This is a genomic window from Massilia sp. Root335 (assembly GCF_001425685.1).
Lineage (GTDB): Bacteria > Pseudomonadota > Gammaproteobacteria > Burkholderiales > Burkholderiaceae_D > Telluria > Telluria luteola.
In genome coordinates this window covers 1-13,625 of record NZ_LMCY01000008.1, presented here as the reverse complement: position 1 = coordinate 13,625, position 13,625 = coordinate 1, and the positions used below count along the sequence as shown (strand labels likewise).

Below are 13,625 nucleotides of genomic sequence, written 5' to 3'. Positions count from 1 at the left end.
TGTCGAGATGCTGCGAACTTGGGTCCCCGCCTGCGCGGGGACGACGGTTCATTTCATTTGCGGGAACGCGAACTCCACCCCGCTGCTGGCCGTATTCGGCCAGCGCTGCATGACGGCCTTGTGCCGCGTATAAAACCGCACGCCCTCCGGCCCGTACGCGTGGTGGTCGCCGAACAGGCTTTTCTTCCACCCGCCGAAGCTGCTGAACGCCATCGGCACCGGCAGCGGCACGTTCACGCCGACCATGCCCACCTGTACCTGGCGCACGAACTCGCGCGCCACGCCGCCGTCGCGGGTGAACACGGCGACGCCGTTGCCGTACTCGTTGCGGTTGATGAGGGCCAAAGCGCTGCCGACGTCCGGCAGGCGCACGACGCACAGCACGGGCCCGAAGATTTCTTCCCGGTAGATCGACATCGATGGCGTCACGTGGTCGAACAGGGTGCCGCCCACGAAGAAGCCGTTGGCGCGCTCCGGCACCGTGAAGCCGCGGCCGTCGACGACCAGGGTCGCGCCCTGCTCCACGCCTTCGCCGATCAGCTTTTCGATGCGCTGCTTGGCCGCGAGCGTGACGACCGGCCCCATCTCGGCGCCGTCCGCCATGCCGTCCGCGATTTTCAGGGCGCGCGTGCGCTCGGCCAGCCGCGCGACCAATGCATCGCCCGCGTCGCCGATGGCCACCGCCACCGAGATCGCCATGCAGCGCTCGCCGGCCGAGCCGTAGGCGGCGCCGATCAGCGCGTCGACGGCCATGTCCATGTCGGCGTCCGGCATCACGACCATGTGGTTCTTGGCGCCGCCGAGCGCCTGCACGCGCTTGCCGGCGGCGCTGCCGCGGGCATAGATGTACTCCGCGATCGGCGTCGAGCCGACGAAGCTGACGGCCTGGATGTCCGGGTGATCCAGCAGCGCGTCGACCGCGCCCTTGTCGCCCTGCACGACGTTGAACACGCCGTCCGGCAGGCCCGCTTCCTTGAGCAGCCGCGCGTGCAGCAGCGACGCCGACGGATCGCGCTCGGACGGTTTCAGGATGAACGTATTGCCGCACGCGAGGGCGACGGGGAACATCCACATCGGCACCATCACCGGGAAGTTGAACGGCGTGATACCGGCGACGACGCCCAGCGGTTGGCGCATCGACCAGGCGTCGATGCCGCGCGCGATCTGGTCCGTGAATTCGCCCTTGAGCAGGTGCGGAATGCCCACCGCGAATTCGACGACCTCGATGCCGCGTGCGACTTCGCCGCGCGCGTCGGGCAAGGTCTTGCCGTGTTCGCGCACGACCAGCGCCGCGAATTCGTCCGTGTGGCGCTGGCACAGTTGCAGATAGTTGAACAGCACGCGGGCGCGGGCCAGCGGCGGCGTCGCGGCCCAGGCGGGAAAGGCTTGCGCCGCCGCGGCGACGGCCGCGCCCACGTCGTCGCCGCTCGCGAGCGCCACGCGCGCGCAGGGCTCGCCCAGCGCCGGGTTGTAGACGTCGGCGAACCTGCTGCCACCCTCCGTCACGCGGCCGCCGATAAAGTGATTGATCGTTTCCATGGTCTCTTTCAGTCGAGGTTTCAGTCGAGGTTCTTCAGGACGGCGGCCAGCTTGCCGAGCAGTTCGTCGATATGTTTTTTCTCCAGCACGAGCGGCGGCGACAGCGCGATGGTGTCGCCCGTCGTGCGGATCAGGATGCCGTCCGCGAACGCCTGCTTGAACGCGGCGAAGGCGCGGGCACCCACCTTGCCGGGGATGCTTTGGAGCTCGATGCCGGCGACGAGGCCGATGGTGCGGATGTCGATCACGTGCGGCAGGCCGCGCAGGCTGTGCACGGCGTCTTCCCAGTACGGCTGCAGGGCCCTGGCGTTTTCCAGGACGCCCTGCTCCTTGAAGACATCCAGCGTCGCGATCGACGCGGCGCACGCCAGCGGGTGGCCGGAATAGGTATAGCCGTGAAACAGCTCGATGCCGGCCGGCGCGTCCATGAAGGCGTCGTGGATGAATTTTTTCGAGAACACGGCGCCCATCGGCACGACGCCGTTCGTGAGGCCTTTCGCCGTCGTCATCATGTCCGGTTCGACGTCGAAGTAGTCGACGGCGAACGGCGTCGCCAGGCGGCCGAAACCCGTGATCACTTCGTCGAAGATCAGCAGGATGCCGTGCTTGCTGCAGATCTCGCGCAGGCGTTTCAGGTAGCCCTTGGGCGGCACCAGCACGCCCGTGGAGCCCGCGACGGGTTCGACGATGACGGCGGCGATCGTCGAGGCGTCGTGCAGCGCGACGATGCGTTCCAGCTCATCGGCCAGTTCGACGCCGTGTTCCGGCTCGCCGCGCGCGAACGCATTCTGCGCGAGGTTGTGCGTGTGCGGCAGGTGGTCCACGCCCGGCAGCAGCGGGCCGAAGGACTTGCGGTTCGGGCCGATGCCGCCGACGGACAGGCCGCCGAAGCCGACGCCGTGATAGCCGCGCTCGCGCCCGATCAGCCGGGTGCGCCCGCCCTCGCCGCGCGCCTTGTGGTAGGCGAGTGCGATCTTGAGGGCGGTGTCGACGCTTTCCGATCCGGAATTGGTGTAGAACACGTGGCCGAACTTGTGGTTCGTATAGTCCATCAGGCGTTCCGCCAGGTCGAAGGCGGCCGGGTGGCCCATCTGGAACGTGGGGGCGAAGTCGAGCTGGCCGACCATCTCGCTGACGGCGGCGACGATCTTCGGCTGCGCGTGGCCGCAGGGCACGCACCACAGGCCGGCGGTGCCGTCCAGCACGGCGTTGCCGTCGACGTCCTTGTAATACATTCCTTGCGCCGAGACGAGCAGGCGCGGGTGCGCCTTGAAATCGCGGTTGTTGGTGAATGGCATCCAGAAGGATGACATCGATTCGGGTCTAGACTCGTTCATGCGACTCCCCTTGTGAATTCAATTGCGGGTTGGCAAACGCCCGCACGTACGTCCACGGCTCGTTGGCATTTCGCGTGGGCTCGGGGAGCCCACCCTACGGCAATCATGTCGGTAGGGTGGGCACCCTGTGCCCACGCGGACGTTTGCGGTCCGTTGGCGTGCAAGCATGCGCGCAAAAATTTACCAACTGGCAAAAACAATGATGCAATAATAGACAGCAGGACAACTGTGGCACATATACACAATCTGCAAATACGGCCAACCGTACTGGTAGCATAACCTGCACAGTTTTGAGTGTAGCGCGATGGAGTGGCGATGGAAGCAACGGAAAAGAACGGCAGCGGCGACGGGTCCGGTTGGCCCGTGCTGGCGATCGACCGCCAGCGCCGCGGCAGCCTGGTCGACCAGATCGTCGCGGCCATCGCCGGGATGGTAAATCGGCGTACGCTGCCCGCCGGGACCAAGATGCCGTCGGTTCGACAATTCGCAAAAGTGAACGGCGTCAGCACCTTCACGGTCGTCGAATCGTATGACCGCCTGCTGCATCTGGGCCTGCTCTCGTCGCGGCGCGGGTCCGGCTTTTTTGTCGCGCGCGGCCTTGACGCGCCGGCGCAACAGGCCTGCCTGCCCGCGTCGGCCAGCGTCGTCGACACGCTCACGCCCGACCTGTATTCCGGCCAGTCGGATGCGCTGCCCGTCGGCGCCGGCTGGCTGCCGCCCGAATGGTATGGCGAATCGACGATCCTCGATGCCGTGCGCCACGCGATGAAGATCCCGGCCGGCCGCCTGCGCGGCTACGGCCACCCGCTCGGCTTTCCCAGCCTGCGCCAGCATCTCGCGGCCACGCTGTCGGGCGAGCTGTGCGCGGTGGAGCCAGAGCAGATCCTGCTGACGCACGGCGCCACCCACGCGTTCGACCTCGTGCTGCGGACGCTCACCCGGCCGGGCGACGTCGTGTTCGTCGAAGATCCCGGCTACGGCAACCTGCTCGCGCTCGTGCGCCACCATGGCTGCGAGCCCGTCGGCATCCCGCGCGGCGCGCACGGCCTCGACATGGAGGTCCTCGCGCGCGAGGCGCAGGCGCGCCAGCCCAAGCTCATGTTCGTCAACACGGTGCTGCAGAATCCCCTCGGCACGTCGCTGTCGCAGGCGCAGGCGCACCGGCTGCTGGCGCTGTCCGAGCAATTCGATTTCTGGCTCGTCGAGGACGACATCTACCGCGAACTGGCGGCGCGCGGCGAATCGTCGCTGGCCGCGATGGACGGGCTGCGCCGCGTGATCCGCATCGGCAGCTTTTCCAAGACGCTGTCGCCCGTGCTGCGCGTGGGGTCGATCTGCGCATCCGCCTCGCTGCTGCCGGAACTGGTGCGGGTCAAGATGCTCACCGGCCTCACGACGTCCGAAGTCAACGAGCGCGCCGTGTACGACGCCGTCAGCAGCCGCGCCTACCGCAAGCAGGTCGAGCGCCTCGTGCTGCAGCTCGACGGCGCGCGCGAACGGGCGCTGGAACGCCTCGGCGACGCCGGCCTCGTCCCGCTGGCCAGGCCGCGCGGCGGCATGTTCGTCAGCGCAGGGTGGACGCAACCCGGGCCGGACGCGCGCCGCAACGGCCGCGCCATCGCCGAACGGGCGCTGCGCGCCGGCATCCTGCTGGCGCCGGGCGAGTTCTTCACGCTGCGGCCGCCCACGAGCGCGTGGTTCCGCTTCAACGTCGCCTATGCCTTCGAGCCCGTCCTGCTCGACTTCCTGCGTTCGATCCGAGGAGATCCGCCATGAGCACCACCATGAGCCCCGCCGCCGTCAAGCGCCGCGTCGGGCACCGCGTCAGTCACAGAGACCGGGTCGAAACCGCGATCCTTGGCGAGGCCGTGCGCCTGTTCGCCGAATGCGGCTACGAAGGCACGTCGATCGCGACCGTCGCCGAGCGCGCGGGCCTGTCGAAGCAGAACCTGATGTACTACTTCACGACCAAGCAGGCCCTGTACCAGCGCGTGCTCGACAACGTGCTGGACGACTGGCTCGCGCGCATGGCCAGCCTGGCCGATCCGGCCGGGAACCCGGGCGACGTGCTGCGCGCCTACGTGCGCGCGAAGCTGCAATTCTCGCGCGAGCAGCCGCTCGCCTCGCGCGTGTATGCGATGGAGGTGATCGGCGGCGCCAAGCTGTACGCCGACCAGATCCGGCGCCGCGTGATCCCGCTGCTGCGCGCCGACATCGCCGTGTTCGAGCGCTGGATCGCGGAAGGAAAAATCGCGCCCGTCAATGCCACCCACCTGCTGTTCGCCGTCTGGGCCATGACGCAGTCGTACGCCGATTTCGCCGCCCAGATGACGCTCGTGCTCGACCGCGATTCGCTGCAACCGTCCGACTTCGACGACGCCGAACGCCTGATCACGGGCATGGTGCTCTCCGCCGTCGGCCTCCAGGAGAACCCATGCCCACCTTGAGCCCCATCGAATTGTGCACGCCGCGCCTGAAGCTGCGCTGGATGGATGAACGCGACGTCGACGCGCACTACGCCGTGTTTTCCGATCCGGACGTGGCGCGCTACTGGAGCAGCGGCCCGTGGACGTCATTGGACCAGTCGCGCGACCACATCGCCGCCACGCAGGCCGCGTATGCCGACGGCAGCGGACTGCGCCTCGGTATCGCGCTGGCCGGCACGGGAGAATTGATCGGCAACGCCAGCCTGCACCGCTTCGTGGACGGCAGCCGGCGCTGCGAACTGGGCTATGCGCTGGCCCGTGCCCACTGGGGCGCCGGCTACGTCAGCGAGGCGCTGCGGGCACTGCTGAACCACGGCTTCGCGGCGCTCGACCTGAACCGCATCGAGGCCGACGTCGACCCGCGCAACGCCGCCTCGGCGCGGGTGCTGGAAAAGCTCGGGTTCCGCAAGGAAGGCTTCATGCCGGAACGGTGGATCGTGCAGGGCGAACCGGCCGATACGGTGTATTACGGCCTGCTGCGCCGGCACTGGAACGGGTGATTCCGCTATTCCACCGACAAGATCCAGTCGCGCAGGGCGGCCACCTTCGGGTTGTCCTGGCGGGCCTCCGGATAGACCAGGTAGTAGGCGAACGTCTCCATGTGCGCCGGTTGCGCCAGCCTGACCAGGCGCCCTGCGCCCACCTCGTGCGCCACCATGGCGGCCGGCAGCAGGCCGGCACCCTGCCCGGCCAGCACGGCGCCGAGCAGCAGGCTGGAATCGTCGAACGACGGACCGCGCGGCAGTCCGACGTCGTCCACGCCGTTCGCCTGGAACCACAGGCTCCACCCCTTGCGTTCGGCGTCATGGACATGCGGCCAGCGCGTCAGCGCCGCGGGTGCCGCGGGCAGGCCGTAGCGTGCGACGAGGGACGGCGCGGCCACCGGCACGATCTCGACGGACGCGACGCGATAGCTCCGCAAGCCCGGATAGCGTCCGGCGCCGTGCCTGACGGCGGCGTCCACGCCGTCGCGTGAAAAATCGGCGAACGCGGTGCTGGTGACGATGTGCAGGTCGATGCCCGGATGCAGGTCGCGGAACCGCTGCAGGCGCGGCATCAGCCACGCGGACGCGAAGAACGGCGTGACGCTCAGCGTCAGCGTGCCGGCATCCACGGATTCGACCAGGCGCTGCGTGGCCTGCGCAATCTGCCGGAAGGCGTTGCGGACGGGCGGCAGGTAGTCGCGGCCCGCCTGGGTCAGCAAGATCCCCCGGTTGACCCGATCGAACAGTTGCACGCCCAGGTGCGCCTCCAGCTGGCGGACCAGCTGGCTCACCGCGCCCGGGGTCACGCACAACTCCTCCGCCGCGGCTTTCACGGACAGGTGGCGCGCCGCGGCTTCGAACGCGCGCAGCGACTTCAAGGGAGGGACAGGGTCACGCATCATTTAGAAATTCTAAATTAAACCGGGCAGGAAAACTCGGTTGTTCATAGCGCCGACGGCGGATAGAGTGGGTGAAGTAAAACTATATCATCATCCTACAGGAGAACACATGACCGAACCCGCACGCCCCCTGCACTACCTCGACATCGGCGAGCTCGCGGGCATGATCCGGACCGGCAGCGTATCGTCCCGGGACGTGACGCGGGCGCTGCTCGAGCGGATCGCGGCGCTGGACGGCGACCTGCATGCGTACGCCCAGGTGATGGCCGACGCCGCGCTCGCACAGGCCGCGGCGGCCGACAGGCAGATCGCGGCAGGCGGATGGCGCGGCCCCCTGCACGGCGTGCCGGTCGCGGTGAAGGACCTGTTCGACATCGAAGGCTGGCCGACGCGTGCCGGCATGCGGCTGCGCAGCCAGCCCGCGGCCGGCCGCGATGCGACGGTCGTGCGGCGCCTGAAAGAGGCCGGTGCGGTCCTCATCGGCAAACCCGAGCTCACCGAAGGCGCGTATTCCGACCACCACCCGCGCGTCGTCCCGCCGCGCAATCCGTGGCGGGACGACCATTGGCCGGGCATCTCGTCGAGCGGTTCCGGCGTCGCCGTCGCGGCGGGCATGGCGTATGGTTCGCTGGCGTCCGACACCGGCGGCTCGATCCGCTGGCCATCCGCCGCCAACGGCCTGACCGGGCTGAAGCCGACGTGGGGACGCGTGAGCCGCCACGGCGCGGCCGAGCTGGCGGCGTCGCTGGACCACGTCGGGACCATGGCGCGCAGCGCCGTCGATGCGGGCATCCTGCTCGGCGCCATCGCGGGCGCCGATCCGGACGACCCGACCGCATCGCTGGCCCCGGTCCCGGATTTTACGGCAGCTGCCACAGCCGGTGCCGGTGCCGCAGCAGGTGCCGGCCTTGCAGGCTTTCGCATCGGCGTCGACGCGGCGTGGAATCGCGATGACGTGGACGCCGGCACGCGCCAGGTCCTCGCCGACGCCCTCGCGACATTCGCGGCGCTGGATGCGGAGATCGTCGACGTCCGCTTCCCCGCCGTGGCACAGGCCATCGCCGACTGGGTGCCGACCTGCGCCATGGAGGCGGCCGTGGCGCACCAGGCCCGCTACCACGCCATGCGGGACGATTACGGCGCCGTCCTCGCGGCGGTCATCGATGCGGGCCAGTCGCTATCGGGCACCGATTACCAGGCCATCCTGCTGCGGCGCGCGGCGTTCCGCGGCCGCGTCGACCGTGTAATGGCAACGGTCGACGTCCTGCTCACGCCGGTGCAGCCGTTCGCGCCGCTCACGCTCGCGCAGATCCGGACGCTGGGCGCGCAGCCGGACCTCATCGCCAGGCTGCAGCGCTACACCTGCCCCTTCAACCTGTCCGGCCATCCGACGCTCACCCTGCCGGGCGGCTTCACTGCAGACGGCATGCCGGTCGGTATGCAACTGGTGGCGCCCCGCTGGCGCGAGGATGCGCTCGTGCGGGCCGGCGCCGCGTTCCAGGCGCGGACGGCGTGGCATCGGCGCCATCCGGAGATGTAGCATGGGGCCGCGCCTCTTCTACGGCTGGGTCGTCGTCGCAGCGGCGTTCGCGGTGTGTTTCGTCGGTTTCGGCTGCGCGTACACGTTCAGCGCATTCGTGCCCGCCCTGCAGCACGATTTCGCGGCGTCGCGCGGGTCCGTCTCGATCGTGTTTTCGCTGGCGGGATTCCTGTACTTTTCGCTCGGCGTCGTCAGCGGCCCGCTCGCGGACCGCTGGGGCGCGCAACGCCTGGCCATGCTCGGCATGCTGCTGGTGGGCGCCGGCCTGGCGCTGGCCGGCGTGGCGCACAGCCTCACGACGGTGTACGCCGCCTACGGCCTCGGCGTCGGCCTGGGCATCGGCTGCGCCTACGTCCCCGCGCTCGGCGCGGTGCAGCGCTGGTTCGTCAAGCGCCGCGGCTTCGCGTCGGGACTGGCGGTCAGCGGCATCGGCGTCGGCACGCTGGTCATGCCGCCGCTCGCGACGGCGCTGATCGACGCGCTGGGATGGCGGACCGCCTACGTGGCGCTCGGGTGCGGCGCGGCGGTCGTCGGCATCGGCATGGCCTGGTTCATCGCGAACGATCCCGCGCACAAGGGCACCTTACCGGACGGCGCATCCGCGGCCGCCGGCGGCGGTGGCGGCATGCCGCTGCGCGACGCCGTCAGGTCGCGGCAGTTCGCCTTGCTGTATGCGGCCTGCCTGGTCTGCTCGTTCGGCGTCTTCGTGCCGTTCGTCCACCTGGTGCCGTATGCGCTGGACCACGGGATCGGCCGCAAGGACGCCGCGTACCTGCTGGGGGCGATCGGCGTCGGCAGCACGGTGGGCCGCTTCTTCCTCGGCGGGCTCGCGGACCGGATCGGGCGCCAGGCCTTCCTGCTGGCGATGTTCGTCGGCATGGCCGCGGCGTTGGCAATATGGGCCGCCGCGACAGGTTTCGCGACGCTGGCCGGGTTCGCGCTGCTGTTCGGCCTGTTCTACGGCGGCTGGGTCGCCATCATGCCGCCCGTGGTGACGGACTTGTTCGGCAGCCGCCAGGTCGGCAGCATCATCGGCGTGCTGTACACGAGCGTCGCCGTGGGTACGCTCGTCGGCCCCACCGCGGCCGGCTACCTGTTCGACGCGAGCCGCAGCTATACCTTGCCGATCCTGGCCAGCGCGGCCTTCAACGTCGTCGCGGCGGGGATTGCCGCGGTGGCGGGGCGGCAGGCCAGGCCCGCCTGACGCGACTACCAGGCGTGCTCGGTGTTGCGCCACGCCGGCAGCGCCTGCACGCGCCCGAACCAGGCCAGCAGGTGCGGATAGTCGTCCAGCGGCAGGCGCGCCTTGTCCTTGTACATGAGCGGCGCCACGACGGCGAAGTCGGCCAGCGTCACGGCGTCGCCGACGAGCCAGTGGCGCGTGGCCAGGTGCCCGTCGAGCACGCGGGCCGTGTCGGCCAGGTCGGATTCGCCGCGCGCCACCTCGTTTGCGTCGGCATCGAGGCCCGTGACGAATTTCTTCCAGATGTGTTCCCACGTGAGCACGCCGATGGCCGGGGCGAAATGCTGGCACGCCCAGAACATCCAGCGGGTCACGTCGGCCCGCGCCTGGCGCGCCTGCGGCCACACGGTCTGGCCCGGCGTGCCGTCGGCCAGGTATTGCATGATCGCGCACGATTCCCACAGGATGAAGTCGCCGTCGATCAGCACCGGAAGCTTGCTGTTGGGATTGACTTCGCCGAGGCGGCGCCGGTCGTCCTGGCTGGCCAGGTTGATCTCGACGAGATCGAACGCGACGCCGAGATGGTCGGCCGCCAGCAGCACACGGCGGGTATTGGACGAATAGTGATTGTAGTAGAGCTGCATGGGTCGTCTCCTGTGCGTGAGTGGATGCAACGATGTTAAGACCCTGCCCTGACAGATTCTGTCAGGAGTACTCGGGAATGTCGTACTCCTGCCGCCAGCGCCGCAGCAGCTGATGGCGCGGCGACGGATAGCGTTCCGTGCTCGCCTCCACCCGTACGATGCGGTCGACGCGGAAGTGGCGGATCGCGGCGCGCAGTTCGCACCACGCGGCCATGACCCGCTTGCCCTCGAAAAAGGCGAGCGCGAACGGCCACACGATGCGCTCCGTCGCCGTATCGCGCTCGTCGCGGTAGGCGATGCGCAGCTTGCACTGGCGCCGGATCGCCTCGCGCGTGGGCTGGATGAACGCCTCGACCGGCACCGCGGCCGGAAACGCCGGCACCCACAGGCTCGTCTCGGCCATGTGGTCGCGCAGGTCGCGCGGCGTGGCGGTGGCGATCTTGGCCAGCGTGCGGTCGGCCGCGGCGGACAGCGCCGGGTCGCCCTGCTGGCGCACCCAGCGCGCGCCCAGCACGAGGGCTTCCAGTTCGTCGGCGTCGAACATCAGCGGCGGCAGGAAGAACCCGGTGCGCAGCAGGTAGCCGACGCCCGCCGAGCCGTCGACGGGCGCGCCCAGCTGCGCGAGGGTCTGGATGTCGCGGTAGATGGTGCGCTCGGACACGCCGAGGCGCTCGGCCAGGGCGCTGGCCGTCACCGGGCGGCGGTGGCCGCGCAGGGCATCCATCAGTTGGAACAGGCGGCCGGTACGGCTCATGGCGTGCGGCGCGCCCGGCGGGGGCATCGATATTTCATGAACGGCATCATAGTACGCCGGCGCCGCCCGGTCCAGACGCCCCGCCCATCCGGCCGCACGACCAGTCATCCTGCATTTTCGGCAGTTCGTCGACACGCTGTGGTCACCCGGTCGCCACGGATGTAGAGTGACTCCATCGCAACACGTCACGTCACAGGAGTCATCATGAACAAGACCGCTTTCCGCGAATTCGCCGCCACGATGGAAGACATCGCCCACGACATCGTCCGCGCGTGCCGCCGCGGCGCCCGCACCATCGCCGCCATGCCATGGCCGGCGATGCTGGCCTGCTGCATCGCCCTCGCCTTCGTGATCAGCCTCCTGCCGCTGGCCCTGTTCCTGTTCGTCCTGTTCATGGGCCTCAAGGTCGTCATCGGGGCGTTCGCCGTCGACCACCGCCGCACGCAGCGCGAACCCTACGGCAAACAATAAGCAGGGGAACGGCATGCGCGCCAGCGACATCAACCGCGTACTCGACTTCGTGCGCGACGCCTTCAACGAAGCCAGCAAGCTGTGGTGGCGCTTTTTCGACTGGCTCGCCGTCGTCGAGTGGCGCCAGCTGTTCCTCACGTGGTTCTTCGTGCTGATCTTCTGCGGGATGATCAACGCGCCCGAGCTGGGCGGCTGGTACCTCTTCATCTCGATCGCCGTCAAGGTGCTGGCGGGCGGCAAGCGCAAGGCCGAGCTGACGGCGCGCGAGGCGACGGCGCAGGCCAACGTGGCGACGCTGGAACGCCGCCTGATGGAAGCGCAGATGGCCGCGCTGCAGGCGCAGGTCGAACCGCACTTCCTGTTCAATACGCTGGCCCTGATCGGCCAGCTGATCGAGACCGACCCGCAGGAAGCGGCGCGCGTGCACGCCCACCTGATCGACTACCTGCGCTCGACCTTGCCGCAGATGCGCCAGCGCGGCGGCGCCACGCTCGGCAAGCAGGTCGAGCTGTCGCGGGCCTATCTGGCCATCATGCAGGCGCGGATGAAGGAGCGCCTGCAGGTGCGCTTCGACGTGCCCGACTTCCTCGGCAGCGCGCCGTTCCCGCCGATGATGCTGCAAACGCTGATCGAGAACGCCATCAAGCACGGCCTGGAACCCAAGATCGAAGGCGGCACCGTCGCCGTGCGCGCGCATGTCGTGGGGGCAGACCTGCACGTGGAAGTGTGCGACGATGGCGTCGGCATCGACCCGCACGCGGACGACGGCGTCGGCCTCGCCAACATCCGCGAGCGCCTGCAACTGCTGTACGGCGCGGATGCCGCACTGGACATCATGACCCCGCCGGGCGGCGGCGCCTGCGCCACGATCCGGCTCCCCTACAAGATGATGGAGGACGCATGAAGCCTGAAGAACGCCCCGTCACCGCGCTGGTCGCCGACGACGAGGCGCCCATGCGCGACCTGCTGCGCGCGCGCCTCGCGGTCGCGTGGCCGGGATTGCAGATCGTGGCCGAGGCGGCGAACGGCGTGGAAGCCGTCGAGCTGGGCGAACGGCACCGTCCCGACATCGCCTTCCTCGACATCCGCATGCCGGGACTGTCCGGCATCGAGGCGGCGCGCCGCCTGTACGAGCGTTCGCACATCGTGTTCGCCACGGCCTACGACCAGTACGCGCTGGACGCGTTCGAACAGGGCGCGCTCGACTACCTCCTGAAACCCGTGTCGGCCGAGCGGCTCGCGACCACGTGCGCGCGCCTGCAGGCGCGCCTGCGCGCGCGCGCAAGGACCGGGAACGGCGCCGATGCGGCACCGCCGCAAGACATCGGCCAGCAACTGGCCAGGCTGACCACGCTGCTGGAAAACAAGGGCAAGCCGGACAAGCCGGCCTACCTGCGCTGGATCCAGGCCCAGGTCGGTTCAAGCCTGCGCATGGTGAGCACGCGCGAGGTGCTGTTCTTCCAGTCCGACGAAAAATACACACGGGTGCAGACGGTCGGCGCGGAATTTCTGATTCGCAAGACACTGAAGGAATTGCTGGACGAGCTCGATCCGGACGAGTTCTGGCGCATCCATCGCTCCACGCTCGTGCGCGTGGACGCCATCGCCGAGGTCAAGCGCGACCTGCGCGGGCGCCAGATGCTGAAGGTGCGCGGCTATCCGGGCGAGCTGGAAGTCAGCCGCAATCACAGCTATCTGTTCCAGCAGATGTGAATCGGCGCATTTTCTCGTCTTCTGCTGCTAGCATGGAGGCTCGTCGACCCGACAGGAGCCCGCCATGCCCTCGCTCGCCATCCCCTGCCTGCGCTACCGCGACACCCCGGCCGCCATCGACTGGCTGTGCGAAGTCTTCGGCTTCGCGTGCCAGGTCGCCGTGCCCGGCATCGACGGCGCCATCGCCCACGCGCAACTGACGCTCGGCGACGGCATGATCATGCTGGGCTCGGTCAACGAGGAAGGCGAATATGGCAAGGTGCTCGTGCAGCCGGACGAGATCAAGGGCCGCCAGACGCAGACCGTCTACCTGCAGGTGAACGACGCCGACCGCGTGTGCGAGCGCGCGCGCAATGCCGGCGCCGTCATCCTGCAGGAACCGGCCGACACGGAATTCGGCAGCCGCGGCTTCATGTGCCGCGATCCCGAGGGCCATGTGTGGAACGTCGGGACGTATGATCCGTGGAAGCCGGAGGATTTGTTCAGGTCGGGCTCGTGACCCCGTCGACAACGTCGTTCCCGCGCAGGCGGGAATCCGATTTGCTTGCGCAGTCGAGACGCTGAACTTGGGCCC

General features: G+C 68.9%; 14 protein-coding genes. 9 read left to right on the top strand and 5 right to left on the bottom strand.

Features of this window, described 5'->3' with window-relative positions; translation table 11 throughout:
- Positions 1–48: 48 nt before the first annotated feature.
- Complete coding sequence (locus ASC93_RS06045; protein ID WP_056438700.1) at positions 49–1,539, bottom strand: CoA-acylating methylmalonate-semialdehyde dehydrogenase; 1,491 nt, start codon at positions 1,537–1,539, stop codon at positions 49–51.
- A gap of 20 nt (positions 1,540–1,559) precedes the next feature.
- Entirely contained in the window at positions 1,560–2,876 is a 1,317-nt protein-coding gene (locus tag ASC93_RS06040) for an aspartate aminotransferase family protein (RefSeq protein WP_056438697.1), read from the bottom strand.
- 315 nt (positions 2,877–3,191) lie between these two features.
- Here ASC93_RS06040 and ASC93_RS06035 point away from each other — a divergent pair, with 315 nt between their 5' ends.
- Genes ASC93_RS06035 through ASC93_RS06025 form a run of 3 tightly spaced genes read left to right on the top strand, consistent with a single transcriptional unit; the run spans position 3,192 to position 5,862 of the window.
- A complete protein-coding gene (locus tag ASC93_RS06035; protein ID WP_056438694.1) occupies positions 3,192–4,652 on the top strand; it encodes a PLP-dependent aminotransferase family protein in 1,461 nt (486 codons plus the stop codon).
- Positions 4,649–5,323: a TetR/AcrR family transcriptional regulator gene (locus tag ASC93_RS06030; protein WP_056438690.1), complete on the top strand. Its 675-nt coding sequence runs from the start codon at positions 4,649–4,651 to the stop codon at positions 5,321–5,323. Before ASC93_RS06035 ends, ASC93_RS06030 begins: the two co-directional genes overlap by 4 nt.
- Positions 5,311–5,862: a GNAT family N-acetyltransferase gene (locus ASC93_RS06025; RefSeq protein WP_056438686.1), complete on the top strand. Its 552-nt coding sequence runs from the start codon at positions 5,311–5,313 to the stop codon at positions 5,860–5,862. Before ASC93_RS06030 ends, ASC93_RS06025 begins: the two co-directional genes overlap by 13 nt.
- 5 nt (positions 5,863–5,867) lie before the next feature.
- On the opposite strand, the gene gcvA is transcribed toward ASC93_RS06025, so the two are convergent.
- A complete protein-coding gene (gene gcvA / locus ASC93_RS06020; RefSeq protein ID WP_056438683.1) occupies positions 5,868–6,749 on the bottom strand; it encodes a transcriptional regulator GcvA in 882 nt (293 codons plus the stop codon).
- A gap of 106 nt (positions 6,750–6,855) precedes the next feature.
- Between gcvA and ASC93_RS06015 the strand changes: the two genes are divergently transcribed.
- A complete protein-coding gene (locus tag ASC93_RS06015) occupies positions 6,856–8,286 on the top strand; it encodes an amidase (RefSeq protein WP_056438679.1) in 1,431 nt (476 codons plus the stop codon).
- 1 nt (position 8,287) lies between these two features.
- Entirely contained in the window at positions 8,288–9,490 is a 1,203-nt protein-coding gene (locus tag ASC93_RS06010) for an MFS transporter (RefSeq protein ID WP_056438676.1), read from the top strand.
- A gap of 5 nt (positions 9,491–9,495) precedes the next feature.
- On the opposite strand, the gene ASC93_RS06005 is transcribed toward ASC93_RS06010, so the two are convergent.
- A complete protein-coding gene (locus ASC93_RS06005; protein WP_056438673.1) occupies positions 9,496–10,113 on the bottom strand; it encodes a glutathione S-transferase family protein in 618 nt (205 codons plus the stop codon).
- A gap of 61 nt (positions 10,114–10,174) precedes the next feature.
- Entirely contained in the window at positions 10,175–10,894 is a 720-nt protein-coding gene (locus ASC93_RS06000) for a YafY family protein (protein ID WP_229412615.1), read from the bottom strand.
- Positions 10,895–11,071: 177 nt separating this feature from the next.
- On the opposite strand from ASC93_RS06000, the gene ASC93_RS05995 reads away from it, so the two are divergent.
- The 4 genes from ASC93_RS05995 (at position 11,072) to ASC93_RS05980 (ending at position 13,550) form a co-directional block, all read left to right on the top strand.
- Positions 11,072–11,338: a hypothetical protein gene (locus ASC93_RS05995; protein ID WP_229412614.1), complete on the top strand. Its 267-nt coding sequence runs from the start codon at positions 11,072–11,074 to the stop codon at positions 11,336–11,338.
- A 13-nt stretch (positions 11,339–11,351) separates the two neighbouring features.
- Positions 11,352–12,242 (top strand): sensor histidine kinase, encoded by an 891-nt coding sequence (locus ASC93_RS05990; protein ID WP_056438667.1) that lies wholly within the window; start codon positions 11,352–11,354, stop codon positions 12,240–12,242.
- Entirely contained in the window at positions 12,239–13,051 is an 813-nt protein-coding gene (locus ASC93_RS05985) for a LytTR family DNA-binding domain-containing protein (RefSeq protein ID WP_056438664.1), read from the top strand. Before ASC93_RS05990 ends, ASC93_RS05985 begins: the two co-directional genes overlap by 4 nt.
- Positions 13,052–13,115: 64 nt before the next feature.
- Positions 13,116–13,550, top strand: coding sequence for a VOC family protein (locus ASC93_RS05980; protein WP_056438661.1), 435 nt, complete (start codon positions 13,116–13,118; stop codon positions 13,548–13,550).
- Positions 13,551–13,625 lie beyond the last annotated feature (75 nt).

Excerpts from the sequence above, each read along its gene's own strand:
- ASC93_RS05985 (WP_056438664.1), top strand. The coding sequence starts at position 12,239 with ATGAAGCCTGAAGAACGCCCCGTCACCGCGCTGGTCGCCGACGACGAG.
- ASC93_RS05980 (WP_056438661.1), top strand. The coding sequence starts at position 13,116 with ATGCCCTCGCTCGCCATCCCCTGCCTGCGCTACCGCGACACCCCGGCC.
- ASC93_RS06040 (WP_056438697.1), bottom strand. The coding sequence starts at position 2,876 with ATGAACGAGTCTAGACCCGAATCGATGTCATCCTTCTGGATGCCATTC.
- ASC93_RS06005 (WP_056438673.1), bottom strand. The coding sequence starts at position 10,113 with ATGCAGCTCTACTACAATCACTATTCGTCCAATACCCGCCGTGTGCTG.
- ASC93_RS06015 (WP_056438679.1), top strand. The coding sequence starts at position 6,856 with ATGACCGAACCCGCACGCCCCCTGCACTACCTCGACATCGGCGAGCTC.
- ASC93_RS05990 (WP_056438667.1), top strand. The coding sequence starts at position 11,352 with ATGCGCGCCAGCGACATCAACCGCGTACTCGACTTCGTGCGCGACGCC.
- ASC93_RS06030 (WP_056438690.1), top strand. The coding sequence starts at position 4,649 with ATGAGCACCACCATGAGCCCCGCCGCCGTCAAGCGCCGCGTCGGGCAC.
- ASC93_RS06045 (WP_056438700.1), bottom strand. The coding sequence starts at position 1,539 with ATGGAAACGATCAATCACTTTATCGGCGGCCGCGTGACGGAGGGTGGC.
- ASC93_RS06025 (WP_056438686.1), top strand. The coding sequence starts at position 5,311 with ATGCCCACCTTGAGCCCCATCGAATTGTGCACGCCGCGCCTGAAGCTG.
- ASC93_RS06010 (WP_056438676.1), top strand. The coding sequence starts at position 8,288 with ATGGGGCCGCGCCTCTTCTACGGCTGGGTCGTCGTCGCAGCGGCGTTC.
- ASC93_RS06035 (WP_056438694.1), top strand. The coding sequence starts at position 3,192 with ATGGAAGCAACGGAAAAGAACGGCAGCGGCGACGGGTCCGGTTGGCCC.
- gcvA (WP_056438683.1), bottom strand. The coding sequence starts at position 6,749 with ATGATGCGTGACCCTGTCCCTCCCTTGAAGTCGCTGCGCGCGTTCGAA.
- ASC93_RS05995 (WP_229412614.1), top strand. The coding sequence starts at position 11,072 with ATGAACAAGACCGCTTTCCGCGAATTCGCCGCCACGATGGAAGACATC.
- ASC93_RS06000 (WP_229412615.1), bottom strand. The coding sequence starts at position 10,894 with ATGCCCCCGCCGGGCGCGCCGCACGCCATGAGCCGTACCGGCCGCCTG.